The organism is Nostoc sp. NMS2, assembly GCF_017115105.1.
GTDB lineage: Bacteria > Cyanobacteriota > Cyanobacteriia > Cyanobacteriales > Nostocaceae > Nostoc.
Genome location: NZ_JABXKH010000062.1, coordinates 16,620 through 40,496, shown reverse-complemented (window position 1 = coordinate 40,496; position 23,877 = coordinate 16,620). Strand labels below are relative to the sequence as shown.

The window sequence follows — 23,877 nt, the reverse complement described above, 5'->3', positions numbered from 1 at the left end:
TGAGCGACTTGTGCCGAGCGAAGCCGAGGTAAGTCGAAGTATTGGGCATTGGGCACTTGTACTGAGCGACTTGTGCCGAGCGAAGCCGAGGTAAGTCGAAGTATTGTGCATTGGAAAGAGACAAGGGAGAGATTTATTCAATAATTCCCCCTGATCTTCCTCATCCCCCTCATCCCCCATTCCCTATTCCCGTTGTTCGCTGCCATACCAGCGTTCAGCAAGTACATTGAGTTGATGAAGGATTTCAATAAGTTCCTGACCCCGTTTTGTCAAACCGTAAGTTACTTGGGGTAGAACAGTCGGCTCATATTGGCGATAAATAATCTCTGCTGCCTCAAGCATCCTCAGTCTTTCTGTTAAAACTTTGGTAGAGATACCATCTACTTGCCGCTTCAATGCACCAAAGCGAGTAGGCCCACTATTACACAACACCCACAGTATATACATTGTCCAAGGGCCTGATAGTAAAGACATCAGAATGCTGATTGGGCAAGCATCAGAATTTTTAGAGACAGACATCGATAAGTTCGCCAAAGTTTTCCAATAGTTACTATAAAGTAACTACTTTACTTTAGTAACTAGTTACTTTTAGTATCTGATGTAATGCTTTGAATTTAGACTCAAAAAAAGTCAAAGAGTAAATCTTAACTAATCAGGAGATATTTGGTGGTAAACATTCTACATATTGATTCCAGCCCCCGTGCTGAACGATCGCACTCACGAGAACTATCTAAAGAATTCGTCAGTAGTTGGAAAGCAACGCATCCTGAAGATGCGATCGCCTATCGAGATATAGGGCGTCACCCAATTCCTCACGTTGATGAAGCTTGGATTGCAGCGGCATTTTCACCACTAGAAACCCATACTCCAGAATTAACTGAGGCAATTAGGATTTCTGACGAACTGATTGATGAGTTTTTGGCTGCTGATCGCTACATCTTCGGAGTGCCAATGTATAACTTCAATATCCCTTCCACTTTTAAGGCTTATATCGACCAAATCTTTCGCATTAACCGGACTTTTGCTATAGATGCTCAAGGCGGTTTAAGAGGGTTAGTCGAAGGTAAAAAGGCGGTGATTATTACAGCTCGCGGCGCTGACTTTAGCGCCACATCTCCTTACGCTGCTTACGACTTCCAAGAACCATACCTGCGTGCGGTTTTCGGCTTGATTGGGCTTACAGACATTCAATTTATTAACGCTAATAGCCTGAACGAAGGTGATGATGCCCGTACCCAATCTCTATCAGAAGCAAGGGCAGCAATTCAAGATGCGATCGCTCAGTGGTAATGCATTTATCATAATTACTAATTCGTAATTCGTAATAGAGCCTCCGGCACGCTCCGCGAACGTAATTATGTTTTGTGACAGACATTAGCGAGTCCGCGTACCCCTACTAGACAAGCAAGCTACAGGGAGCGTTTCGTAGAAAGCGTCATTACGAATTACGAACTTGTACTGAGCGTAGCCGAAGTATTACGAACTACGAATTGTTTAAGGTGACAACCGCTCAATTTTCCAAGTGCCATTATCTAAACGGCTATAGAGCAAGCGATCGTGTAAGCGGCTAGAGCGTCCTTGCCAAAACTCAATTTCTGTAGGGATCACTCGTAAACCTCCCCAATGAGGCGGTCGGGGGATCTCTTGATTTTCATATTTGCTGTAAAACTCCTGTAACCGTCGCTCTAGAACTTCTCGACTTTCTATCACCTCACTTTGATTAGATACCCACGCACCCAGGCGACTGTTAGGAGGGCGAGTATCAAAATACTGGTCGGATTCAGTTTCGGAAACTTTCTCTACATACCCACAAATCCGAACTTGACGTTCCAGTTCTGCCCACCAAAAGACTAAAGCCGCCAGAGGATTTTCTGCTAGTTCTTGTCCTTTGCGGCTGTTGTAGTTGGTGAAGAAAGCAAAGCCCCGTTCATCAAAATCTTTCAGTAGCACCATTCTGGCTGAGGGCTTACCATCTGGTGTGACGGTAGCAAGGGTCATGGCATTGGGTTCGGGGAGTTGACCTGCTAGAGCCTGATCGAACCATTTTTTAAATTGGATAAAAGGATTGAGGTCTACTTCGAGTTCGCTCAAACCTTCCAAGGTGTAGTCTTTGCGGAGGTCAGCTACGATTTTGTCCATTTTGATTTACTTCCTTGCTATCAGATACACTTATACATATACTTGGTAAAAATATCTATGATGATAATCAGTACCATCCAGAATTTTACAAATTCTCTCAGAAATATCTAAAATAGGTTGCATAAAATGCGCCGTTCGGCATCCCTTCAACGCCTGTTAATTTATGGTCTGAGCGGTCCAATTATCGCTCTTAATGTCTGGCTACTGTCCGTGCTTTTTCGATACTTCCAGCATCCCATTACCGTCTTGAGCATTGCGGCGATTTTAGCTTTTCTACTAAATTATCCAGTTAAATTCTTTGAACGGGCCCAAATCACGCGCACTCAGGCGGTAATCATAGTTTTACTAGCAACATTAACCCTGTTTGGGATTCTGGGTGTCACCCTAGTGCCGTTGATCATTGACCAAACAATCCAACTGTTAAATAAGATCCCTGATTGGTTAGGCGCTAGTCAAGCAAACTTAGAGCAGTTTGAGATGCTGGCAAAACAACGGCGTTTGCCGATTGATCTCAGGGTTGTAAGCAGTCAAATCAATGCCAACATTCAGAATCTGGTGCAACAGCTAGCTACTGGGGCAGTGGGATTTGCTGGGACACTGTTATCAGGATTACTTGACGTAGTGTTAGTCATTGTGCTTGCATTTTATATGCTTTTATATGGCGATCGCGTCTGGTATGGTCTGGTCAATGTTTTGCCCTCTAATATTGGAGAGCCTCTTACCGCATCCTTAAGCCTAAATTTCCAGAACTTCTTCCTTAGTCAGTTGTTGCTAGGACTATTCATGATGCTAACCCTGACACCAATTTTCTTAATCATGAAAGTACCCTTTGCGCTGTTGTTTGCCATATTAATTGGGATTTCAGAACTTATTCCCTTTATCGGGGCATCTCTTGGCATTGGTCTAGTGACGATTTTAGTACTACTGCAAAATTGGTGGTTAGCAGTTCAAGTTGCGATCGCGGCAATTCTTATGCAACAGCTTAAAGATAACCTGTTAGCTCCCAGGTTACTCGGCAACTTTATCGGACTGAATCCCATTTGGATTTTTGTAGCTATTTTGATGGGATTTGAGATTGCTGGGCTGTTAGGAACGCTGGTTGCTGTTCCCATTGCTGGTACTATTAAAGGCACTTTTGATGCGATTAAGAGCGGCAAACCGAGTGATTTTGTATCAACTGTCACCATTGCTCATGACCCGCCCCCTGATTAGGACGGCAGGGGAGCTCTTAGCTGGGGGGAGCAGGGGGAGATGAGGGAGACAAGGGGGACAAGGGGGAATTATTGAATAGTCTCTTCCTTGTCTCCCCCCTCTTCCTTGTCTCCCTTGTCTCTTTTCCATGCCCAATACTTCGGCTTACCTCGGCTCCGCCCTTCGGCTACGCTCAGGACAGGCTCGGCACAAGTCGCTCAGTACAAGTGCCCAATCCCCAATCCCCAATATCAAAAGTTGCACATTCTGATCTCACAATTCACAATGGTGATTGATTACAAATTTCAGAGGATACTGCCAGCAGGCAATTCCTAATTAAAAGAAGCACAAGCGAATGTCTAAAGTACACGCTTTGCCAAGAGTCAATGAGTTTACTGTTGAATTTATAGTCTTTCGATTCTCATTAATTAACTTAGAACCCGTTGATGGAAGCTTCCGAGCTATTAGAAACAATCACACTCCTGATTTACCAAGCTGAACAAGGAGAAATTGACCCTTGGGATGTCCAAGTAATTGAGGTGATTGACCGTTACTTAGAACTGATGGCACCGGAGTCAATAGGAAGAGGCTATGAAGCGGATTTGTCTCAATCTGGACAGGCATTTTTATCAGCATCAATGCTGGTATTATTCAAAGCTAATACATTGATGCAATTGTCAACAGTAGGAAATATTCAAGATGGTGTATTAGCTGATGCCATGCTGGAAGATGAAGACGGAATATCACATCATGGCCCTCGTTTACCATTAGAACGGCAATTGCGTCGTCGTGCATCGGCAATGCCGCCACCAAAGCGCCGGGTGACTCTGCAAGAGTTAATTAAGCAATTGCAGATTATGGCAAACCAGCTAAAACTAGTAGAAAAAGTTAGCAAACCTATCCGTCCGAGACGTTTGCCTAGTGTTCAAAGTATGCGGGAGGCGCTGGAGTTAGCTCACCAAGAAAATCTGACAGAAGTAGCTGGAGAACTCGAACAAGTGTTGAATTTATCGTCCAGAGAGCTAAATTCAGAACAAAATTGGTTGAATTTAGAACAACTTGTAGAATTGTGGACTCAGACAAAGATTCTCAACCAAAATGGGTCTGGACATGAGTCTAAACACAGTCATTTAGTTAGCGTTTTCTGGGCGCTACTACTACTTTCGGCTCAATCGAAAGTAGAGCTATTTCAAGAGGAGTTTTACCATGAGATTAAAGTTCGGCTACTTACAGATTCAGCTAAGACCAGTAAACCTTTTGAGCAGTCGATGAACTAAAAAAGCGAAAAGTAGCCCTACAGATAATTTACAGATTTTTGATTCAGTCTCAAAATCCGAGTAAATTGAAAAGATAAGCGATCGCTTGTCATCTAAGTATATAGATGGTTGTAATAACCGCTAAATTCCTGTTATCCCTGTTTTGGGGATGACTTAGAGCAGAAATAAAAACTGATGATTAAGTATCACTCGATGAAAGTAAACTGGCTTGTGGTTGAGGAATAAATTTTTATGAAAGCCATGATTCTCGCGGCTGGCAAAGGTACTCGTGTGCGTCCGATTACCTATACAATTCCCAAGCCAATGATTCCCATCCTGCAAAAGCCAGTGATGGAGTTCTTGCTAGAACTGTTACGCCAACATGGATTTGACCAGATTATGGTCAACGTCAGTCATTTGGCTGAGGAAATAGAAAATTATTTCCGTGATGGTCAACGGTTTGGGGTGCAGATTGCCTATTCCTTTGAAGGCAAAATTGATGATGACGGTAAACTGGTAGGGGAAGCAATCGGTTCTGCTGGAGGGATGCGCCGCATCCAAGACTTCTCACCGTTTTTTGATGATACCTTTGTGGTATTGTGCGGTGATGCGTTGATCGACCTAGATTTAACTGCGGCGGTTAAATGGCATAAAGCTAAAGGGGCGATCGCTACTATTATTACAAAATCTGTCCCCAAGGAAGAAGTTTCTAGCTATGGTGTGGTTGTGACTGACGAAGATGGTCGTGTCAAAGCTTTCCAAGAAAAACCTTCAACTGAAGAAGCCCTCAGCACCAACATCAACACAGGTATTTACATCTTTGAACCAGAGGTGTTTAATTACATCCCCTCTGGTGTTGAATATGACATTGGTAGCCAATTATTTCCTAAATTGGTAGAAATCAAAGCCCCTTTCTACGCCATTCCTATGGACTTTGAATGGGTAGATATTGGTAAAGTCCCAGACTATTGGCGGGCGATTCGTGGTGTACTGCTGGGTGAAATCAAAAATGTACAAATTCCTGGTCATGAAGTCGCCCCTGGTATTTATACTGGCTTAAATGTCGCCGTAAATTGGGACAAAGTGGATATCACAGGCCCGGTTTACATTGGTGGGATGACAAGAATAGAAGACGGAGCGAAAATTGTCGGACCAGCGATGATTGGCCCCAATTGTTGGATATGTAGTGGCGCAACAGTAGAAAATAGCGTGATTTTTGAATGGTCGCGCTTAGGGCCAGGAGTCAGGTTAGTCGATAAGCTAGTGTTTGGGCGTTATTGCGTAGATAAAACTGGGGCCGCTATAGATGTCCAAGCGGCTGCTTTAGACTGGCTAATTACCGATGCTCGTCAGATACCACCATCTCACACCCCTGTTGAGCGACAAGCGATAGAGGAATTGCTGGGGACAAACGCGAATTAGGGAATGGGGAATGGGGCATGGGGCATGGGGGATAGATGGACAAGGGAGATGAGGGGGACAAGGAAGATAAGGGGGAATTATTGAATAAATCTCTTCCTTGTCTCCCGCCTCATCTTGTCTCTTTCCAATGCCCAATACTTCGACTTACCTCGGCTTCGCTCGGCACAAGTCGCTCAGTACAAGTGCCCAATGCCCAATTCCCAATTCCCAATTTAACTATTTAGATACGTATACCTTCTAAGACTCTGCTCGTAGGTTTGCAGTAATCGCTGAGATTCTGCTAGGGTGATCCGCTTTTCTTCTAATGCTTTCTCACAACGCTGGCGAATGTTTTCTACCATATCTTCGGAGTCGTACTGAACGTAGCTTACTACTTCGCTCATGGTGTCACCTTTGACGATGTGTTCAATCTGGTAGCCTTTGGGCGTTAATTGGATGTGAACGGCGTTAGTATCGCCAAATAGGTTGTGCAAATTGCCCATGATTTCTTGGTAAGCTCCATTCAAGAACATCCCTAAATAATAGGGTTCTCCGGGCTTGTGGGTGTGTAGTTCTAAAACTGATTTGACATCGCGCAGGTCAATAAAGCGATCGATTTTACCATCACTATCGCAGGTGAGGTCTGCTAAAATTCCTCGCCGGATTGGTTCTTCATCCAAGCGGTGGATTGGCATGATGGGGAATAGCTGGTCGATCGCCCAGCAATCTGGTGCTGATTGAAACACTGACATATTAACGTAGTAGATGGAAGCCATGATTTTCTCAAGGTCTTCTAGTTCATCGGGTACGTATTCTTGCTGTCTAGTGATGTTAAGAATTTTCTGACAACAAGCCCAGTAGAGCCGTTCGGCTTTGGCTCGTTCTCTGAGGCGTAAAATTCCTAAGTTGAAGCGGCTGATGGCTTCTTCTTTGAATTGGGCCGCGTCGTGATACAACTCTTGGTAATTCTCTTGGTTGATTGATTGGTAGCTTTCCCAAAGATAATTAATGATTGGGGATTCTCCCTCTTGTGGGGGTTCTGGTGCGTCGAGGGGGACATCGCTGGTACTCAGAACGTCGAAAATCAGCACTGACTGATGGGAAGCGATCGCTCGTCCACTTTCACTAATCAGTGTTGGTACGGTAATTTGGCGCTCTGCACAGGTATCTTTTAACTCTGCTACGATGTCGTTAGCATAGTTCTGCATGTTGTAATTTTTCGACGCATAGAAGTTGGTTTGGGAGCCATCATAATCTACGCCTAAGCCGCCACCAACATCAAGGTATTTCATATCCGCCCCCAGCATGGCCAATTCCACATAAATGCGGCTGGCTTCTTGGATGGCATCTTTAATCACATTAATGGCAGAGATTTGTGAGCCAATGTGGAAGTGCATCAACTGCAAAGAATCGAGCAGGTTAGCTTCCCGTAACTTATCAACAGCCTCAATGACTTCAGGCATCGTCAAACCAAATTTAGCGCGATCGCCACTAGAGGCTCCCCAACGTCCCATGCCTTGGGTACTGAGTTTAGCACGGACTCCTAATATCGGCTTAATACCTAACTGGCGATTGGCATCAATTACCAAATCAACCTCTTCAATCTGTTCTAAGACGATGATTGGTGTTTGCCCTAGTCTCTGGGCTAACATTGCTGTTTCGATGTATTCTCGGTCTTTGTAGCCGTTGCAAACTAACAATGCTCCTGGAGTATCTAAGACAGCCAGGGCAATCATTAATTCTGGTTTGGAGCCAGCTTCTAAACCAAATTGATGAGGTTTGCCAAACTTGACTAAATCTTCAATCAAATGCCGCTCTTGGTTGCATTTGACAGGAAACACACCCCGGTATACGCCAGGGTAGTTGTAGCGGGCGATCGCTTTAGCAAAACAAGCATTCAACCGTTCAATTCGGTCTTCCAAAATATCAGAAAAGCGAATCAACATCGGAAGTCCCAAGTTGCGCTGTTTCATGGAGTTAACCAATTCAAACAAGTCTAGGGAACCACCGCGATCGCCCTTTGGTGACACGGTGACGTGACCAGCAGCGCTAATGGAAAAATAGGGTTGTCCCCAACCTTCAATACGGTATAACGCTTCGCTATCCTCAATTTTCCAGGAGCGAGGTAAACTTCCTGTGGTAGTACTAGGTGGTAAAAGTTTCTTTTGCTTATGATTTTTCACTTCAGATTTTTGTCCATTGGACGGTACTTGTACCACCTCGTCAGATGTAGCAGTTGACTCAACACCCATTTCTTCCTAACCTCTGTTTTTCGCCCACGACTTAACAATTTAACGCATTCATTTGGGAACGTATATGTACCCAAGGATAATTTCTGAGATAAACTCTGATTGGTCATTGGTCATTGGTCACTTGTACTGAGCGTTGTCGAAGTATTAGTCAAGAGTGCAAAACCCTTGGACAAATGACAGATGACAAAGGACAAATGACTAATGACAAGATAAAAACTTTATTAAGCTTTGGGAGATGGCAATGGAACGTACATTCTTAGCAATTAAGCCTGACGGAGTACAACGGGGATTAGTGGGGGAAATTATCCGTCGCTTTGAAACTAAAGGTTTTACCCTAGTTGGTTTAAAGTTCCTGAAAGTCAGTAAAGAACTGGCGGAACAACACTATGGTGTTCACCGGGAACGTCCCTTTTTTGGTAGTCTAGTAGAATTTATCACTTCTAGCCCAGTAGTAGCGATGGTATGGGAAGGTGATGGTGTCGTTGCATCTGCCAGAAAGATTATTGGTGCCACGAACCCCTTAACATCCGAGCCGGGAACGATTCGCGGTGATTTTGGCATAAATATAGGTCGCAACTTGATTCACGGTTCTGATGCTCCAGAAACCGCACAACAGGAAATAGCCCTATGGTTTAAAGATGAAGAATTAGTCAATTGGCAACCACACATAACCCCTTGGTTGCACGAGTAAGGGATTAGGGGAGTGGGGATTGGGCATGGGGCACTTGTACTGAGCGAAGTCGAAGTATTGGGAATTGGGCATTGGGCATGGAAAAGAGACAAGGGAGACAAGGAAGAGGGGGGAGACAAGGAAGAGACTATTCAATAATTCCCCCTTGTCCCCCTTGTCTCCCTCATCTCCCCCTGCTCCCTTGCTCCCTGCTCCCTGCTCCCTGCTCCCCATCTCCCTCACTTCGAGACTTCGCTCTTCTCTGGTTCTAATTCGGGCACTTCAGTGCTAACACGCTTAGAAAATCCCCAACCTAAAATCAGGAAGATGGCAGTAATCATGATCCATTCTGGTGGAACTAAATTATCGTTCACCACTTTCAACAACAGGCGCAAGCCTACGAACGCTACAGTTACATAGCCTGCGTCTTCTAGGTTTTCATATTCGTCTAGCCAACGGATAAACAATCCCGCCATGAATCGCAGCGTAATAATCCCAATTGTTGCACCCGTCAGCACTAGCCATTTTTCTTGAGAAACTGCGATCGCAGTTGTCACGCTATCCAAAGAAAATGCCAAATCTGTAAATGCAATCACAGGTATCGCTTGCAACAATGAATTAAAACGCGGCCCGTGATGGTGATCGTCTTTTGTTTCTTCTGAGGTAAAGTGTTGAAATACCAACCACAGCAGATAAGCAGCGCCTAATAATTCAAATTGCCAGAATTTTTGCACCCAAGTGGCAGTGAGAATCAGGCTGATTCGTAGCACATAAGCAACGACTAAACCAAAGTTGAGGGCTTTACGCTCAAGTTCCTTGTCTTCCAACCCTTTTGCGATCGCAGCGAGGGCGATCGCATTGTCGGCAGATAACAGCGCCTCTAAAAGCACCAGGATCAGCAAAACTATAAGGGCTTCAAGGCTGAAATGAAAGTCGAGGTAATCAAAAATTCGGTCTAGCATTCCGGGTTTCTCAAGCAGAAAAAATTAAAATTTGACAAGAACAGAGATTTGCATATTAAAAAGCGCAATAAATTGCTACTCTAATTCAGCTTAACGTGCTTGTGGTGCATTTTGAAGGGGGTTGAATGGATGCGATCGCAGTGCCAGTGGGGTAATTTGCGTATAAGTCAATACACCCAAAGTTTTAACATCTTGCTCAATGCGATCGCAATGGACTGCTGTCAGTTCGCATCTAGAATTCTGATTAAAATCCAATACAGTTCAGATAAGCCCAAAAACCTGATGTAGAGAAGCGATTTATCGCGTCCTGAAAGACCAATTATCTATACCAATAACCCTTAACTGAACCGCATTGGATTAAAATCACTGCTTTTTGGGTTTAGCAATATGCTAAACCCCTACGATAGGTGAAGTTCAAGTAGGGTGCGTTGTCGCGCAGTGCAACGCACCATCTTGATATGTCCTATTGCATTAAAATCTGACGGATTAAAATACTCATTACCTCGCCTGGGTTGGCGGTTGGTAATAGCGGACTCCAATCGCCGGTGCTGGCGTAGCCAATCACTTGCAGATAGTGAATTGTGCTAGTAACTGCTTTTGGAGAACCTATTAATAGATGTTTAATCGGTTCTCTTTTCGGTAATTGATTTTCAGAAGATTGATTAAGGATGGGTGTATTTAAGTTTTCGCCATCTAAGTACTGTTGTAATTCTGATTGGGCGAACTTCTGATTTTTTACAAACTTTTGTACTTGTGCCATCATTGTAATTGTCTCCCAGAATGGGGGTTTACAGAAAGGCGATCGCAGATTCTTGGCAGAGGGCGATCGCCTTTCTTATTTATATTAAAGTATAATTTTATACTTGTAAACCCCTAAATAAAAAATAAATTAAAAGTTAAAAGTATTTATTTGTAGCTACAATTATTTTTTTGTCGTCGTTATTTGGCATCTAGAATTAGAACAATTCGCAATTCGCAATTACGTTTTGTTGCCGGGATTTAGACCCCACACAAAACGCGCTGCTTGATAGAAGCAGGGGATTTAAGAGGTTGTTTGAAAAGTGGTTGGCTGTGATTTTAGGCACTAACTGATCCCCCCTAGCCCCCCTTAAAAAAGGGGAACCGGAATCAAAGTCCCCCTTTTGAAGGGGGATTTAGGGGGATCTACAACGTTTTGTTACCGATAAGAAAACTTTTCAAACATCCTCTAAACGCCCAAACTAGGTTAAAATATGAGAACAAAAATATCATCATAATTTATAAATATTTCTTTTATGAAGGACGCACTTCTACAACGCATTACTCATAATCCAAATATCTGCCACGGTAATACCATTTCACGAAAATAATGAAACAGATATAACCCCTGAAACCCAGACTAAGTAAAACTTTATTAATTACGAATTACGAACTACGAATTACGAATTAATATAAATCCTGTATTCGAGGACTTCGTTATCCAGTTGAGTTTATTTTGGAACTGCTCAGTTCTGGTATGAGTGCTGAAGAAATATTGGCAGATTATGACGATTTAGAATCTGAAGATATTTTGGCGATTACAACTTTTGCTTCACTCAAATAACCCTAAAAGTTTCTGCCACCAAGAATTGTTAGTATTGTTCTTAACTTTCCGGTTAGCACTCTTTTTAGCCTGAATATTTTCTAGATTTTGCCGAACAGTAACCGTATTGGGATGATTTACCCCAAACACCTGCTGACGAATTTCTAAAGCTTGGAGATACAGGGGTTCAGCTTGGTCGTAGCGTCCTTGAGAATAGTAGAGATTTGCCAGGTTGTTCAGGCTGCTGGCAACAAGGGGATGTGCTTCTCCCAGCAGGCGTTTATAAAGTTCTAAAGCTTGCAGATACAGGGGTTCGGCTTGGTCGTAGTGTCCTTGAGAATAGTAGAGATATGCCAGATTGTTCAGGCTGGCGGCAACATCAGGATGTGCTTTTTGCAGCAGGCGTTTTCTCAACTCTAAAGCTTGGAGATACAGGGGTTCGGCTTGGTCGTAGTGTCCTTGAGAATAGTAGAGTCCTGCCAGGTTGTTCAGGCTGGTGGCAACAGAGGGATGTGCATCTCCCAGCAGGCGTTTTCTCAATTCTAAAGCTTGGAGATACAGGGGTTCGGCTTGGTCGTAGCGTCCTTGATTTTTGTAGAGTAATGCCAGGTTGTTCAGACTGGTGGCAACAAGGGGATGTGCTTCTCCCAGCAGGAGTTTAAAAAGTTCTAAAGCTTGTAGATACAGGGGTTCGGCTTGGTCGTAGTGTCCTTGAGATTTGTAGAGATTTGCCAGGTTGTTTAGGGTGGCAGCAACAGAGGGATGTGCTTCTCCCAAACGGGTTTGCACCGTTGAGAATCCTTGCTCATACCAAGGTGCTGCTAGGGTATACAAACCTTGTCCTTCATAAAATTTGCCCAAGCTAGTGAAAACCCAAAATAAATTTTCATCCTGCACAGCATCAATCAGATTTTGTGCCACTTCAGTTAAATGGGGAATTGCCAGTTGCACTGACTTGATATCCTCAAGGGTGAGAGATTCAGGTATTTTCTCAGCAATTTCTACTAATGCTGCGGCAAAGGCTTTTTTGAGGTCATCGGCTGTGCTTAACCCTACCAATTTACCCTGCAAAAACTCCCTAATTAAAGGATGAATTTTATAGCAACTTTCTCCTTCTGCGACGCTTTGAATTAAATGGCGCTTATAAAGTTGCTTTCTCGCCTCGTCAACATCTACCTTTGCCCAATTTAGCTGCTGACTGACAGATTCAACTATTTGCCAAGGAATGATATCTGGGGCAAATAAACTCAACAACTCGCCGACATACTTTGTCATATAATCGAGTTGTTGCCAGCTTAATTCAAATACGGCTTCCAATTGAGACTTTTGTCGGGCTGGCAATCGCTGTAAAATCTCTGCTAAAGACAAGTTTGGATCTTCTGCTAAATACGCGCCGACTAATTGCAAACCTAAAGGCAGATATCCCAGCCATTGACATAAATTTGTTGCCGTTTGTGGTTCCCGTTGCACTCGCCTATCGTTTTCGCCCAACAAAACTGTCAACAATTTCAAAGCATCGTTTGGTGAGAGTTCATCCAAAGTTATTTGTTGAACTGTTGAACCGAGATTTCGCAACCGAGTTGTCATCAATATACAGAAGCGGTTATCTGTTGGCAGGACTTGGCGAGAATTTTCCCAGTTAGTCTCATCGTCAACATTGTCCAATACTACCAAGACTAACCCTGTTTGTGGTTGCCAGTTATGCCAGCACCATTTTGCTTGTTCCTGGGAAGTCAATAAGGTTTGCGGTACTTCCAGTTTCATGTAAAACTGAGCAAACTGCACAATCTTTGCTGCTAAATTTGGTTTTCTGGCATCTAACCAGCAAAGCCCACCGGGATAATTGTTTTTATAGCGCTGTGCGTATTGTGTCGCCAGTTCAGTTTTACCGATTCCTCCCATAGCAGCCACAGCCAAAATTGCCGCGTTGTCATTTTGCTGCAACTTTTTATGTAGTTCTACAAGTTTCTCATCCCGCCCGACAAAGTGGGCGACACCCCGATAAGGAATATTATTTGGAGGAGATGAGTGTAACTGCCCAGTAGGGGAATTGTAGATACTAATATCGCCTTGATAAACTGTTCCACCCTCAACCTGAGTTTGCCAGCCCTTGGCATTATCCTGGTTGCTTTGGTTCATGATGGCTCAATTCAAGAATTAGGGGGTGCATGATGAATGTTAATATCGCCTTGATAAACTGTTCCACCCTCAACTTTAGTTTGCCATCCCTTGGCATTGTCTTGATTGATTTGAGTCATATTGCTTTTGTCAACTATCTTACCAGCCTCAATTTCACGAGCCAGTGTTTCTACTTCTTTAGCAAACTCCGGTTCTTCGTGTAAAATTATCTGTAAGTAAGCAGCAACCTTATCTAAATCTGGTTTCGAGCCTTTTTCAGCAGCAACGAGGGCTGTTTCAGCTTTCAGATTTCCCCGTAACTTACCCCAAATCTTTTTTCGCAGCTCATCCATTTTACCAAGGGCTGCTTCAGTAAATTTCTCGATGGTTGTCTCAAATGCTTTAGTAAAAGCGAGAGTTGCGATCGCACTAGCTGTGATTGGTTCCAAAGTATCCTACCTTATCCAGCGACATCTTCACTGATGGATACAATAACAAATGTTTAGATTCCAGAGAGTTAAAAGCTAATGCAGTTTCTCTGGTGAAAGTCGAGCTAAGGGAAAACTTTCAACGTTATAAACCAAAGTTTTAACGGGAGTCACAACTGCTTCAACATTGATAAGAAAATAGTTAACTTTTGTAACAATTGCTTAAACGTTTCTTATATATACTTCAACGTAAGTAACAATTGCTTCAACATTGATAAGAAAAAATTGAACAGTTGTAATAACTGCTTAAGTATTTCTTATTATTACTTCAAGCTGAGTAACTATTGTTGCAACATTGATAAGAAACATTTGAACGTTTGCAACAAACGCTTAAACGTTAGTCATAATTGCTTAAACTGTGTAAGATTTTTATCCAAAATATACGTATACAACCTAAATAAAACAAAGTAAATAGCGTCTGCAAGCAATTTACTACAATTTAATTTGTTAATAATGCTGAATGAAACCAACTAATGAACAAGCAATTGAATTATTTAAGGTGTGTCAGGATTTAACTCAGATGTACCTACCAATTCACTTGGTGAGATTAGATGAACGGACAACACGCATTTACATTCTGGCTGGACAAAGCTTTGAAGTAGAAATATTGCCAAATGGGAGGGTAAGATATTTATGACTAGGAAAAATTTTCAAGCGATGACCAAACAAGAGTTAAGAGCTTATGTGTTAGAACATCGAGACGATCAAGAAGCTTTTCATGCATTAACGGACAAACTTAGAGAAGAACCAGGTATCGAAATTACCTCAACAGAGCAGATGCATGAGCTAATTGAAGCAAGGTTAGATGAGGCTGATGTCAGAGATGCTTATAAAACACTAGAGGAAATTGCAGGGGTGGGGACAACACCCTTTGAAGACATTAAAAAGGAGCTAGGGATATGAGCTATCAAGTAGCATTAGCACCTTCGTCTGTGCAAAAAATTACAGAATTAAACTCAGTGGTGCAGCAACAACTAGCACAAAAGTTAGAAGAACTAGCATTAAATCCACGTCCAGAAGACGCTTATCCATTGAAGGACACCGAACGGCTGTATAAGGTTCGTTTGGGTGAATACCGCATTATTTACCAGATTCAAGATCAACCCTTACTACTAATAGTCATAAAGATCGCACATCTAAAAGATTATTAAAGATTGTCTGAAAAAGCGATCGCCTATATGCCACTCAATCGCAACATGAAAACCCTTAAGTTCAAAGTTTACTCTACCATTACGCAACTCAAAATCTCACAAAATCTCTGCCAACTTTACCAGCAGACTGTTTACTAAATTCAAGAACCTGATGTCATCTGTATCAATACTATTTTCTTCACCAGCTAAGAGGTGTCTTACAGCAGATAACCTGTCATTAGATTCAGAAATTCTCCAAGATTCTTCTAAGTTTACTGCAAAATCAAATAGCGATCGCTCTCCTAAATGCTGTCTTACTTTAACAGCTACAGTATCATTACTTACCAAAAATTCTTTGATAGTATCTAATTGAGAATTACCTAAAATTTCGTCATGTCCCCACGTTTCTAGCCAGTCTCCATCTACATCTTCAACGTAAAAATTTACAAAATTAACTCCATAAGTTAGCCAGTTCTGCTGCATTTGTCGCGCTGTTGCTAAAGCTTCAGCAAATGTATCCACTTGATTGTTGCAGTGAGTTTCTCTTTTGTTAGCCATAAAAGCCGTAATTAGCAAGTAAGTATGTAGGCTGAACACAAACCGGAAATATCAAATTCCTTAAAGTTCATGAAAATTTTAAATATTTGCCACCAGAAAGGTAATCACTGTTATACAGGGCCACGTTGACTAACTGGTTGACAAAATTAGCATCCTTGGGATTATAACTTAAGAACAATCCTCTCTCTATTTCCCACGATCGCAGTGTATTTTGCCAAGCTTGGTACTTTTGGTAATTAAGTTCTTCAGAGACACTAGTAACTTGAATGCAAAGCGGTTGATTGTTACGATTACTAACAATTAGGTCTGTTGCCATTGATAGGTCGGCGATATAACGCTGCCAAAAACTACCTTCTCGACTAACAACATCTTGAGCTATTGACTTAATGATATCATCATCAACCTGATTAAATTCGCCTGCCATCAATTTTTGTTTCCAAATATAAAACTTGGAGTCACTTGCATTAATCCATCTAGGAAATAAATAACCGTACCAATATCTCTCAATCGGTGTCATCAACTCAAACTTTGCTTTCTGTTCTTCTTCCGAAGGTAAGGATTTGATTATCAGCCAAATAGTAGAATCCGTAATTACCTCTAAGAGAAATGCAATAACAAATGGTTTTGCAGTCAGGGAACCTGGCTTGATATTCTTTACCCAACGATTGATTTCATCTAATCTTCTCGCCAAATTATAATCTACCGAGGAAGCTTGCAGGGTAAGTGACTTTAGCTTATCCTTAATCTCTGTTGCTTGCAAACGATGCCCTACTTTCAGAAGATAACGCTTTTTTACACATCTATAACTAGATTTTAACTTGAAAGTGTACTTAATTAATTTTCTGATGTAATTAAATATTCTCTAAGTCGATGCCCTGTGTGCGTAATAAATCCTGCAATCGAGCAAGTTCTTGCTCTGCTTGTTGGGCGCGTTCTTCTGCAAGTTCAGCACGTAAACGTTCTTGTTCAGCTAACTCTTCTGATGATAATATCAATTGATTTTCAGTAGTGAAGAATCTTAATTTACCTTCATAAACCCCCAAATAAAGTTCTAACTGCTGGCTCCACAAACGTCCATCAGTAGTTACTTGAATCTCTTGATACTTCCCATCAACTAAATGAAATCCCTGAAGTTCCATTGTTACAGGGTGAAACCAGAAATAATCTGGTGTACGGAAGGTATCTTGATAAACTTGTTTTTTTAAACCTTTATCAACTGCTGTCGTTGAACTTGACAAAATTTCCACAATCACGTTTGGATATTTGCCGTCTTCTTGCCAAACTACCCAACTCTTACGGTCTTTTTTCTCGGTTCCCAAAACTACAAAAAAGTCTGGGCCACGAAAATATTCTGATTTTTTCTGGTTAGGACTGTAATAAACCGTCAAATTGCCAGACGCATAGAAATCTTGTCTTTCTCGCCACCATAATTTAAGTAGGCGAATCAGCAAATCGATTTGGTCACGATGTAGGTCACTTTCCAAGGGTGGTTCGTCACTCAGTATATCACCAGGAGGAAAAATCACTTCCTCCTCTGAAATCTTATCAGAGATTAATTCTAAAGTAGCAGGTTCAGACATCAGCGATCGCTCCGCAATTTATTTACTGAAAATTTGGTAACTTGCAGATGGCTTTGAAAACTTGCAATAACTCAATTGCATCTGGAGATTCGTTTAAACTTAATAATGGCATTAACTGATAATTTGGCTGCTCGTCACGTCTTAGATTAACAAATTGATAACGCAGTCCGTTAGTTACCAGTCCCCAAACAGATGGTTGTTGCTCTAAACTCTTAAAAGCATAAGTGAGTAATTGAGGTAAACCCTCACCAACTTCAATCGCACTATTTTTCGTTTCAATTACTACAACCCAAAAAGGCGGTGCAATATTACTTTGAAAACTATTGATTGCTAAAATATCCATCCGTCCGGTAATTCTTCTGTCTTCATCTTCGACAGCGATCGCAATACTATCTTCCATTGTTAACCGAATCGGCACATCGTAAAATCCAGCTAACCGCATTAAGGGTGCGAGCGTTAAGAATTTAACTAGCCCCTCAGAAATTTTACCTGCTGATAGATAACGACGAAAATCGTTTCTAATTCGCAATAAATCCTCTTGTTCAAACTCTGTTAACGATTCTAAATTTAAGAAATCAGTGAAGGAGGCATTGGAAAGTTCTTCCAGTTTTAGGAAGCGATGAACATCGTTGAGAGATAGGCTACTAGCTTCGACGGTGAGCGTCATAGTTTCAGGCGTTATTTGTCAAGACTACTTATATTTTGCAACATTCGCGGTAGATAGGCTGCAATTTGACACTCGCAGCCAATTTATTGACTGCGATTCTAGCGGTTGTCTTAGCGGGGGATAAATCCACCCGCTAAGACGCTTCGCCAGTTAACGGACTGTCATTGACCGCACCCTCTGCATCAACTGTAGCCATTGCAAATACAGGTTTCTGAAGACTCAGAGGGCATGAAAAACCTAACCATTGACCAATATTTTGACTAGCATTCCAATCAGCATTGCACCTATACCCATCAAAACCCCGAAACCAATCTCTATTCCGTACTCCTAATACACCATTGCGGTGATCAGATTTACTGGTATATGGGGCTGGTACAGACTCAACTGGTATACCTGCACGAATCGCTTTGTATCTGGTAAATAATTCAAGCTGATAGAATGCCCAACTATCACGGTTATTGGCAGCATCAGATTTTGTTTTTTTCTTTTGCTTCATTGTTTGACGGCAACCAGACAAATCTTCAAACCGTAATCCCATTCCAAAGTCTTGGGCAAACTGTACCAATTGCTTTGAAATGACATGGTTAATATGGGTCATGATACGGCTTTCACGTTGCTCTAGTCGCTTTACTTCCTTAAGTTGTTTAGCATTTTGTAGTTTGCACCGAGTGCGTTGAAACTGACATCTCAATTCCTTAACTCGACCACCCTTCCAAAACCTACCAAACCCTTTGGGTAATGCAGCAACAGCAATATTATTTTGACCTCTATCTACTCCAATCCAACCTTTGACTTGACCTGCATCGGGAACGTCCATCGATACAGATATCAGTACATACCAGATACCCTTTTTAGATTTACATAATTTCAGCGAACCAAGTTTAGCGGCTCCAGAAATAATCTTATCTAATGTATCCGTATGCGAAGCTGAATGAATATCAAGAGGTATTCGCCCTTTCCGCCCTCTTAACAAGTTAAAAGCAACGGTGTAGAATTTGCCTTGCTTGGATATTTCAAAGTTTTGGTTATTGACTTCTAGCCACATCCGCTTAAAATGCTTTACTTTCGTTTTAGCATTAGTGTTGCGGATTGTTTGATTAATCCAGGCTGAACCAATTTCTATATGACGAAAAGCAGAACTAGTTAACTTTTTACGTTCTTTTTTATCGACTAATAGCAAATCGTTAGCAACTTGAGTGTTAACCATTGTCATATGTTCAAACTCAAGTGCTTTTATTTGGTTTAGTCGGTAAAAAGAAAGTTTTACTGTTAGTGCTAGTTTTGCCATAAACCTATCTTACAGTATTAGGTAAGATATGGATAAATAAATTTATCCTGTTCGCTTATATCCCTCGGTTAAAATAATTCGTAATTCGTAATTCGTAATTCGTAATTAAGTTTTGTAATGGGGATTTAACCCCAACACAAAACTTACTGGTTACAGAACCGGGGGACTTAAACCCGAGGAACTTGTTAAAAACACGGGGGCTTTACGCTTCACGACTCGTAACGTCTTTACATTTCTCGATTGCTTGTTTTTGGTAGATAAAAAGCAATGTAAACTAAATAACTCGGCAATTTCTACCTAGCTTAACGAAAATCTAAACACCTTATAGCACAACTGAGCTAAGAATAGTTTTTAGTAATAATAGCGATCGCACTCATAACTAACCATGTCTGAACCAAATATCGAATCTATACTCCAAGAGAACCGCCTCTTCCATCCTCCTAGTGAATTCTCGCAGAATGCCCATATCAAAAGCTTAGGCGACTATCAGCGTCTCTATGATCAAGCTAAAGCCGATCCGCAACAATTTTGGGCAGATTTGGCTGGAACAGAATTAGAATGGTTCCAAAAATGGGACACGGTGCTAGATTGGCAACCGCCTTTTGCGAAGTGGTTTGTTGGCGGTAAGATGAATATTTCTTACAACTGCCTTGACAGACATCTCACGACTTGGCGCAAAAATAAAGCAGCTTTGATTTGGGAAGGAGAACCAGGTGATTCGCGTACCCTCACTTATGCCCAACTGCACCGAGAAGTTTGCCAGTTCGCCAATGTATTGAAGCAACTGGGTGTACAAAAAGGCGATCGCGTGGGAATCTATATGCCAATGATTCCCGAAGCTGCGATCGCCATGTTAGCTTGTGCGAGAATTGGCGCACCCCATAGTGTGGTATTTGGTGGTTTTAGTGCCGAAGCTTTGCGCGATCGCTTAATTGATGCTCAAGCTAAACTGGTAATCACGGCTGATGGTGGTTGGCGCAAAGATGCGATCGTTCCTCTCAAAGAACAGGTAGACAAAGCCTTAGCTGATGGTGCTGTTCCCAGCGTCGAAAATGTCCTCGTTGTCAAGCGCACCGCACAAGAAACTTATATGCAGTTGGGTGGACGCGATCATTGGTGGCATGATTTACAAAAAGGAGTATCAGCAGATTGTCCCGCCGAACCGATGGACAGTGAAGATATGCTATTTGTCCTCTACACTTCTGGTAGTACAGGTAAACCGAAGGGTGTAGTGCATACAACTGCGGGTTATAACTTATATACCCATATTACCACCAAGTGGATATTCGACCTCCAAGATACAGATGTATACTGGTGTACCGCCGATGTAGGTTGGATTACGGGGCATAGTTACATTGTCTACGGCCCCCTTTCCAACGGTGCAACCACGGTGATGTATGAAGGTGCGCCTCGTGCTTCTAATCCTGGCTGTTTCTGGGATGTCATTGAAAAATACGGCGTTAATATTTTTTATACAGCACCTACGGCAATTCGGGCATTTATTAAAATGGGCGAACACCATCCCAATGCGCGAAACCTGTCTTCGTTGCGTTTGCTAGGAACCGTCGGCGAACCCATTAACCCCGAAGCTTGGATGTGGTATCAGAAAATAATTGGTGGCGATCGCTGTCCAATTGTTGACACCTGGTGGCAAACCGAAACAGGCGGTATCATGATTACACCATTACCAGGAGCAATCCCTACTAAACCAGGTTCGGCAACTCTTCCTTTCCCAGGAATTATTGCAGATGTCGTGGATTTGTCAGGAAATACCGTACCCAATAACGAAGGCGGTTATCTGGCGGTGCGTCATCCGTGGCCAGGAATGATGCGGACAGTCTACGGCGATCCAGAACGCTTCCGCCGCACCTATTGGGAACACATTCCGCCTCAAGATGGTAACTACACTTACTTTGCTGGTGATGGCGCTAGACGCGATGAAGACGGCTACTTCTGGGTAATGGGTCGTGTGGATGACGTACTGAATGTATCAGGACATCGCCTTGGTACTATGGAAGTAGAATCAGCCTTAGTTTCGCATCCAGCCGTTGCAGAAGCGGCGGTAGTGGGTAAACCGGATGAACTCAAAGGTGAAGAAGTAGTGGCTTTTGTGACTTTAGAAGGCACTTATCAGGGAAGTGAAGAACTGAGTAAAGAACTCAAACTGCACGTCGTCAAAGAAATTGGTGCGATCGCCCGTCCCGGAGAAATTCGCTTTACCGACGCTTTGCCTAAAACGCGATCGGGTAAAATTATGCGACGCTTATTGCGGAATCTAGCTGCTGGGGAAGAGGTATCTGGTGATACTTCAACATTAGAAGATAGAAGCGTGTTAGATAAATTGCGAGAAGGCACGTAAACAATTCAAAATTTCTCACATGCCTAGTATGTTAACAACAAATTAACACACAGCAACTCTTAAGGCTCTTCTATTACTCTCGTTAAATAAAAATTCAGAACCCTTGATTTTTAAGGCTTTGATAAATTTACGAGTAGGTTGGGTTGAGGGACGAAACCCAACACGAAAAACCCTTGGTTTTGTTGGGTTTCACTAAAGTTCAACCCAACCTACATTTTTTCTTTCATCAGAGTCATAAAAGAGCGTTAATAATCTAGGGTGGGCAAAACAGTCTACCCTATGCTAAATAAACTAAAATAGGTATATAAATGAGGGATGCACTAGGGCAAAGAGGCGAAGCAATTTTTACAGTATTAATGACGGAATTTCACTCTAATGCTGGCCCTATTTTCAAACCGCAATTTTTAGGAGATAAATGGCAGCACGTTGATTTTATAGTGGAGTTAGTAGGATCTGAAAAATCTGTTCCTTACTTTTTTGTACAAGTCAAAACAACAAGAGAAGGTTATACTAAAAAACTCAATCGTCTTAAGGTAAAAGTACGACAAGAGAGTTTAGTTGGTTTAGCATCTTATCCAGCACCAACTTATATAGTTGGTATTGATGAAATCCAAGAGACAGGTTACATAGTTTCTGCCAATGGTGAAAGCCTTAATTCTCTGTCGAGCGTCTCTACACTATTTAAAATTATTAAACAGAATCGACAACTTCTATGGCATGAAGTTAACGATTTTTGGAATAGATACCACACTAGTTATTTAGTTTCAAAATTTGCTGACCAAGATTGGAGATAAAACTATGGAAACCACAGCACCTTGGTATATTGAAAAACGGGCAGAATCTCTTGCCATTGTTTACTTAACTCGTCGGGATGACTTGATTATTTCTCAGCCAACACTAGATAAAGGATTAGATTTTTTAATCACAATTACTAAAGATGGTGTTTCCAGTGGTAGACTTTTTGGTGTAGAAGTAAAAGCAACAGTTTCTACATCTGGGTTAATACAGCATAACGATATTATTAAATTAAAAACCAATATAAATACATACTTTTTCAGAGATTTTCCATTTCCGGTTTGCTTATTTTTCTTTACATTAGATAATGATAAAGCTTATTACAAATGGATCTTAGAGCCTAATATTAATGAGTCAAATAATGTTTGCTTAATATTTAATGAAAATAAGGAACTAAAAAAACTTGATGACGAAGAAATAGCTAATATGATTTCCAGAGTAAATAGTTGGTATGACCAGAGAAATAATCCATAAGGATGAATATACAAATTTATTCTTATAAAAGAAAGAGGTGCAATCGCCCGTCCCTAAAATTTTAAGGACACCGTGCAGTCAGTATATTGACACACTTCTTAGCGCATTGCAGACTTACTAATGCATCCTCAGATTATTATAAGAATAGGACATTATTGAGGCACTCAGGGCAATGAAGGTGAAGCGCAAACACAAATCAACATTTGTTAAACCTGTTAGCTGCATGATGCTGAGTATGATCGCTGTAATGGGTATATCACCATTAGTGTTAGCGGTTCCTGCAAAAGTTTCTTTGCATAGGCCAGAACAGGATGCACAGAGACAACCGCAAAAAATAGCACAATTTTCAGATACAGATACACCAGAGCGATCGCAGCTAATCCAACAAGCTAATGCTCTGTATAATCAAGGAGACTTTAAAGGTGCAGAAGAAAATTTACGTAAATTCGTTAAAAAATTCCCAGAAGATGCTTTTGGGCACTTTCAATTAGGAAACGTGCTTTTTCAACAAAAGAAATCAGAAGAAGCAATTAGCGTCTACCGAGAAGCCATTCGTTTGAGACCAAAATACGCTCTAGCTTATAATGCGATCGGTATGATTTATGCTAGCCAAAGTCGCTGGGAAGAAGCCATGACTGAATATAAAAAAGCTCTAGAAATCAATCCTAATTATGGCGAGGCCCTGACTAATTTTGCACTGGCATTGTGGCAGACAAATAAAAAAGACGAGGCGCTATCTTCTCTAGAAAAAGCCTTAAATATTTTCAAAGCACAGAATAGAAGTGAAAAAGTTAACCAAGTCGAACGAATATTGAAAGAGATCAAAACTGCTGACGATCCTAGTGTTTCATGAAAATCAGATTATTCAGTGGATAAAAGGTAAAAACACTTGTTGAAGATTAGCTTTAAGGACGCTGTACTAAAAATGCGATCGAGTTTTATGCAGCAGTCGCTAAGGAATCTGGTTGTTTGTTAACAGGTATAAAAT

General features: G+C 41.7%; 26 protein-coding genes. 13 read left to right on the top strand and 13 right to left on the bottom strand.

Annotated elements, in window-relative coordinates; translation table 11 throughout:
* Window positions 1–183: 183 nt before the first annotated feature.
* Window positions 184–519, bottom strand: a complete 336-nt coding sequence (locus tag HWQ36_RS12455; protein ID WP_292702682.1) for a helix-turn-helix domain-containing protein — start codon at window positions 517–519, stop codon at window positions 184–186.
* A 147-nt stretch (window positions 520–666) separates the two neighbouring features.
* Here HWQ36_RS12455 and HWQ36_RS12450 point away from each other — a divergent pair, with 147 nt between their 5' ends.
* Entirely contained in the window at window positions 667–1,290 is a 624-nt protein-coding gene (locus HWQ36_RS12450; protein WP_292702679.1) for an FMN-dependent NADH-azoreductase, read from the top strand.
* A 204-nt stretch (window positions 1,291–1,494) separates the two neighbouring features.
* Here the strand turns inward: HWQ36_RS12450 and pdxH are convergent, their stop codons facing one another.
* The gene (pdxH, locus tag HWQ36_RS12445; protein WP_292702677.1) at window positions 1,495–2,139 is read right to left on the bottom strand and encodes a pyridoxamine 5'-phosphate oxidase; all 645 of its coding nucleotides are present in this window, start codon (window positions 2,137–2,139) and stop codon (window positions 1,495–1,497) included.
* A gap of 126 nt (window positions 2,140–2,265) precedes the next feature.
* Here pdxH and HWQ36_RS12440 point away from each other — a divergent pair, with 126 nt between their 5' ends.
* The 3 genes from HWQ36_RS12440 to HWQ36_RS12430 all read left to right on the top strand — a co-directional run bounded on the left by HWQ36_RS12440 (window position 2,266) and on the right by HWQ36_RS12430 (window position 6,008).
* Complete coding sequence (locus HWQ36_RS12440) at window positions 2,266–3,351, top strand: AI-2E family transporter (RefSeq protein WP_292702674.1); 1,086 nt, start codon at window positions 2,266–2,268, stop codon at window positions 3,349–3,351.
* 425 nt (window positions 3,352–3,776) lie between these two features.
* Window positions 3,777–4,607: a ScpA family protein gene (locus HWQ36_RS12435; RefSeq protein WP_292702672.1), complete on the top strand. Its 831-nt coding sequence runs from the start codon at window positions 3,777–3,779 to the stop codon at window positions 4,605–4,607.
* Between the two features lie 231 nt (window positions 4,608–4,838).
* Entirely contained in the window at window positions 4,839–6,008 is a 1,170-nt protein-coding gene (locus HWQ36_RS12430; RefSeq protein ID WP_292702669.1) for an NDP-sugar synthase, read from the top strand.
* A 212-nt stretch (window positions 6,009–6,220) separates the two neighbouring features.
* Here HWQ36_RS12430 and speA read toward each other — a convergent pair whose 3' ends face one another.
* Window positions 6,221–8,239: a biosynthetic arginine decarboxylase gene (gene speA / locus HWQ36_RS12425; RefSeq protein ID WP_292702667.1), complete on the bottom strand. Its 2,019-nt coding sequence runs from the start codon at window positions 8,237–8,239 to the stop codon at window positions 6,221–6,223.
* Between the two features lie 241 nt (window positions 8,240–8,480).
* On the opposite strand from speA, the gene ndk reads away from it, so the two are divergent.
* Window positions 8,481–8,930 carry a nucleoside-diphosphate kinase gene (ndk, locus tag HWQ36_RS12420; protein WP_012412496.1) on the top strand — a complete coding sequence of 150 codons (450 nt, stop codon included), beginning with the start codon at window positions 8,481–8,483 and terminating at the stop codon, window positions 8,928–8,930.
* A 218-nt stretch (window positions 8,931–9,148) separates the two neighbouring features.
* On the opposite strand, the gene HWQ36_RS12415 is transcribed toward ndk, so the two are convergent.
* The 3 genes from HWQ36_RS12415 to HWQ36_RS12405 all read right to left on the bottom strand — a co-directional run bounded on the left by HWQ36_RS12415 (window position 9,149) and on the right by HWQ36_RS12405 (window position 10,634).
* Window positions 9,149–9,871 (bottom strand): TerC family protein, encoded by a 723-nt coding sequence (locus tag HWQ36_RS12415; RefSeq protein ID WP_292702660.1) that lies wholly within the window; start codon window positions 9,869–9,871, stop codon window positions 9,149–9,151.
* Between the two features lie 90 nt (window positions 9,872–9,961).
* Window positions 9,962–10,126, bottom strand: coding sequence for a hypothetical protein (locus tag HWQ36_RS12410; RefSeq protein WP_292702658.1), 165 nt, complete (start codon window positions 10,124–10,126; stop codon window positions 9,962–9,964).
* A gap of 208 nt (window positions 10,127–10,334) precedes the next feature.
* The gene (locus tag HWQ36_RS12405) at window positions 10,335–10,634 is read right to left on the bottom strand and encodes a hypothetical protein (RefSeq protein ID WP_292702655.1); all 300 of its coding nucleotides are present in this window, start codon (window positions 10,632–10,634) and stop codon (window positions 10,335–10,337) included.
* Window positions 10,635–11,312: 678 nt separating this feature from the next.
* On the opposite strand from HWQ36_RS12405, the gene HWQ36_RS12400 reads away from it, so the two are divergent.
* Window positions 11,313–11,453: a DUF433 domain-containing protein gene (locus HWQ36_RS12400; RefSeq protein WP_292702685.1), complete on the top strand. Its 141-nt coding sequence runs from the start codon at window positions 11,313–11,315 to the stop codon at window positions 11,451–11,453.
* Here the strand turns inward: HWQ36_RS12400 and HWQ36_RS12395 are convergent.
* Window positions 11,442–13,571: a tetratricopeptide repeat protein gene (locus tag HWQ36_RS12395; RefSeq protein WP_292702652.1), complete on the bottom strand. Its 2,130-nt coding sequence runs from the start codon at window positions 13,569–13,571 to the stop codon at window positions 11,442–11,444. The genes HWQ36_RS12400 and HWQ36_RS12395 overlap by 12 nt on opposite strands.
* A gap of 11 nt (window positions 13,572–13,582) precedes the next feature.
* A complete protein-coding gene (locus HWQ36_RS12390; protein ID WP_292702650.1) occupies window positions 13,583–13,999 on the bottom strand; it encodes a hypothetical protein in 417 nt (138 codons plus the stop codon).
* Window positions 14,000–14,498: 499 nt separating this feature from the next.
* Here HWQ36_RS12390 and HWQ36_RS12385 point away from each other — a divergent pair, with 499 nt between their 5' ends.
* Genes HWQ36_RS12385 through HWQ36_RS12375 form a run of 3 tightly spaced genes read left to right on the top strand, consistent with a single transcriptional unit; the run spans window position 14,499 to window position 15,189 of the window.
* Window positions 14,499–14,675, top strand: a complete 177-nt coding sequence (locus tag HWQ36_RS12385; RefSeq protein ID WP_292702648.1) for a hypothetical protein — start codon at window positions 14,499–14,501, stop codon at window positions 14,673–14,675.
* On the top strand, window positions 14,672–14,941 hold the full coding sequence (locus HWQ36_RS12380; RefSeq protein WP_292702646.1) for a hypothetical protein: 270 nt from the start codon (window positions 14,672–14,674) through the stop codon (window positions 14,939–14,941). Before HWQ36_RS12385 ends, HWQ36_RS12380 begins: the two co-directional genes overlap by 4 nt.
* Complete coding sequence (locus HWQ36_RS12375; RefSeq protein ID WP_292702643.1) at window positions 14,938–15,189, top strand: type II toxin-antitoxin system RelE/ParE family toxin; 252 nt, start codon at window positions 14,938–14,940, stop codon at window positions 15,187–15,189. The genes HWQ36_RS12380 and HWQ36_RS12375 overlap by 4 nt, the downstream gene beginning before the upstream one ends.
* A 96-nt stretch (window positions 15,190–15,285) precedes the next feature.
* Here the strand turns inward: HWQ36_RS12375 and HWQ36_RS12370 are convergent, their stop codons facing one another.
* From HWQ36_RS12370 to HWQ36_RS12350, 5 genes are all read right to left on the bottom strand, one after another.
* Window positions 15,286–15,726 carry a hypothetical protein gene (locus HWQ36_RS12370; RefSeq protein WP_292702640.1) on the bottom strand — a complete coding sequence of 147 codons (441 nt, stop codon included), beginning with the start codon at window positions 15,724–15,726 and terminating at the stop codon, window positions 15,286–15,288.
* Window positions 15,727–15,793: 67 nt separating this feature from the next.
* Window positions 15,794–16,486 (bottom strand): hypothetical protein, encoded by a 693-nt coding sequence (locus HWQ36_RS12365; RefSeq protein WP_292702637.1) that lies wholly within the window; start codon window positions 16,484–16,486, stop codon window positions 15,794–15,796.
* A 91-nt stretch (window positions 16,487–16,577) separates the two neighbouring features.
* Window positions 16,578–17,306, bottom strand: a complete 729-nt coding sequence (locus tag HWQ36_RS12360) for a Uma2 family endonuclease (RefSeq protein WP_292702635.1) — start codon at window positions 17,304–17,306, stop codon at window positions 16,578–16,580.
* A 22-nt stretch (window positions 17,307–17,328) separates the two neighbouring features.
* Window positions 17,329–17,973 carry a restriction endonuclease subunit R gene (locus tag HWQ36_RS12355; RefSeq protein WP_292702632.1) on the bottom strand — a complete coding sequence of 215 codons (645 nt, stop codon included), beginning with the start codon at window positions 17,971–17,973 and terminating at the stop codon, window positions 17,329–17,331.
* 133 nt (window positions 17,974–18,106) lie between these two features.
* On the bottom strand, window positions 18,107–19,261 hold the full coding sequence (locus tag HWQ36_RS12350) for a transposase (protein WP_292702629.1): 1,155 nt from the start codon (window positions 19,259–19,261) through the stop codon (window positions 18,107–18,109).
* Window positions 19,262–19,646: 385 nt separating this feature from the next.
* Between HWQ36_RS12350 and acs the strand changes: the two genes are divergently transcribed.
* The 4 genes from acs to HWQ36_RS12330 all read left to right on the top strand — a co-directional run bounded on the left by acs (window position 19,647) and on the right by HWQ36_RS12330 (window position 23,742).
* Window positions 19,647–21,620 (top strand): acetate--CoA ligase, encoded by a 1,974-nt coding sequence (acs, locus tag HWQ36_RS12345; RefSeq protein ID WP_292702627.1) that lies wholly within the window; start codon window positions 19,647–19,649, stop codon window positions 21,618–21,620.
* 308 nt (window positions 21,621–21,928) lie between these two features.
* A complete protein-coding gene (locus tag HWQ36_RS12340; protein ID WP_292702625.1) occupies window positions 21,929–22,414 on the top strand; it encodes a DUF4365 domain-containing protein in 486 nt (161 codons plus the stop codon).
* A 4-nt stretch (window positions 22,415–22,418) separates the two neighbouring features.
* Complete coding sequence (locus HWQ36_RS12335; RefSeq protein ID WP_292702623.1) at window positions 22,419–22,889, top strand: DUF4365 domain-containing protein; 471 nt, start codon at window positions 22,419–22,421, stop codon at window positions 22,887–22,889.
* A gap of 172 nt (window positions 22,890–23,061) precedes the next feature.
* Complete coding sequence (locus HWQ36_RS12330) at window positions 23,062–23,742, top strand: tetratricopeptide repeat protein (protein WP_292702622.1); 681 nt, start codon at window positions 23,062–23,064, stop codon at window positions 23,740–23,742.
* The last annotated feature ends 135 nt before the right edge of the window (window positions 23,743–23,877 follow it).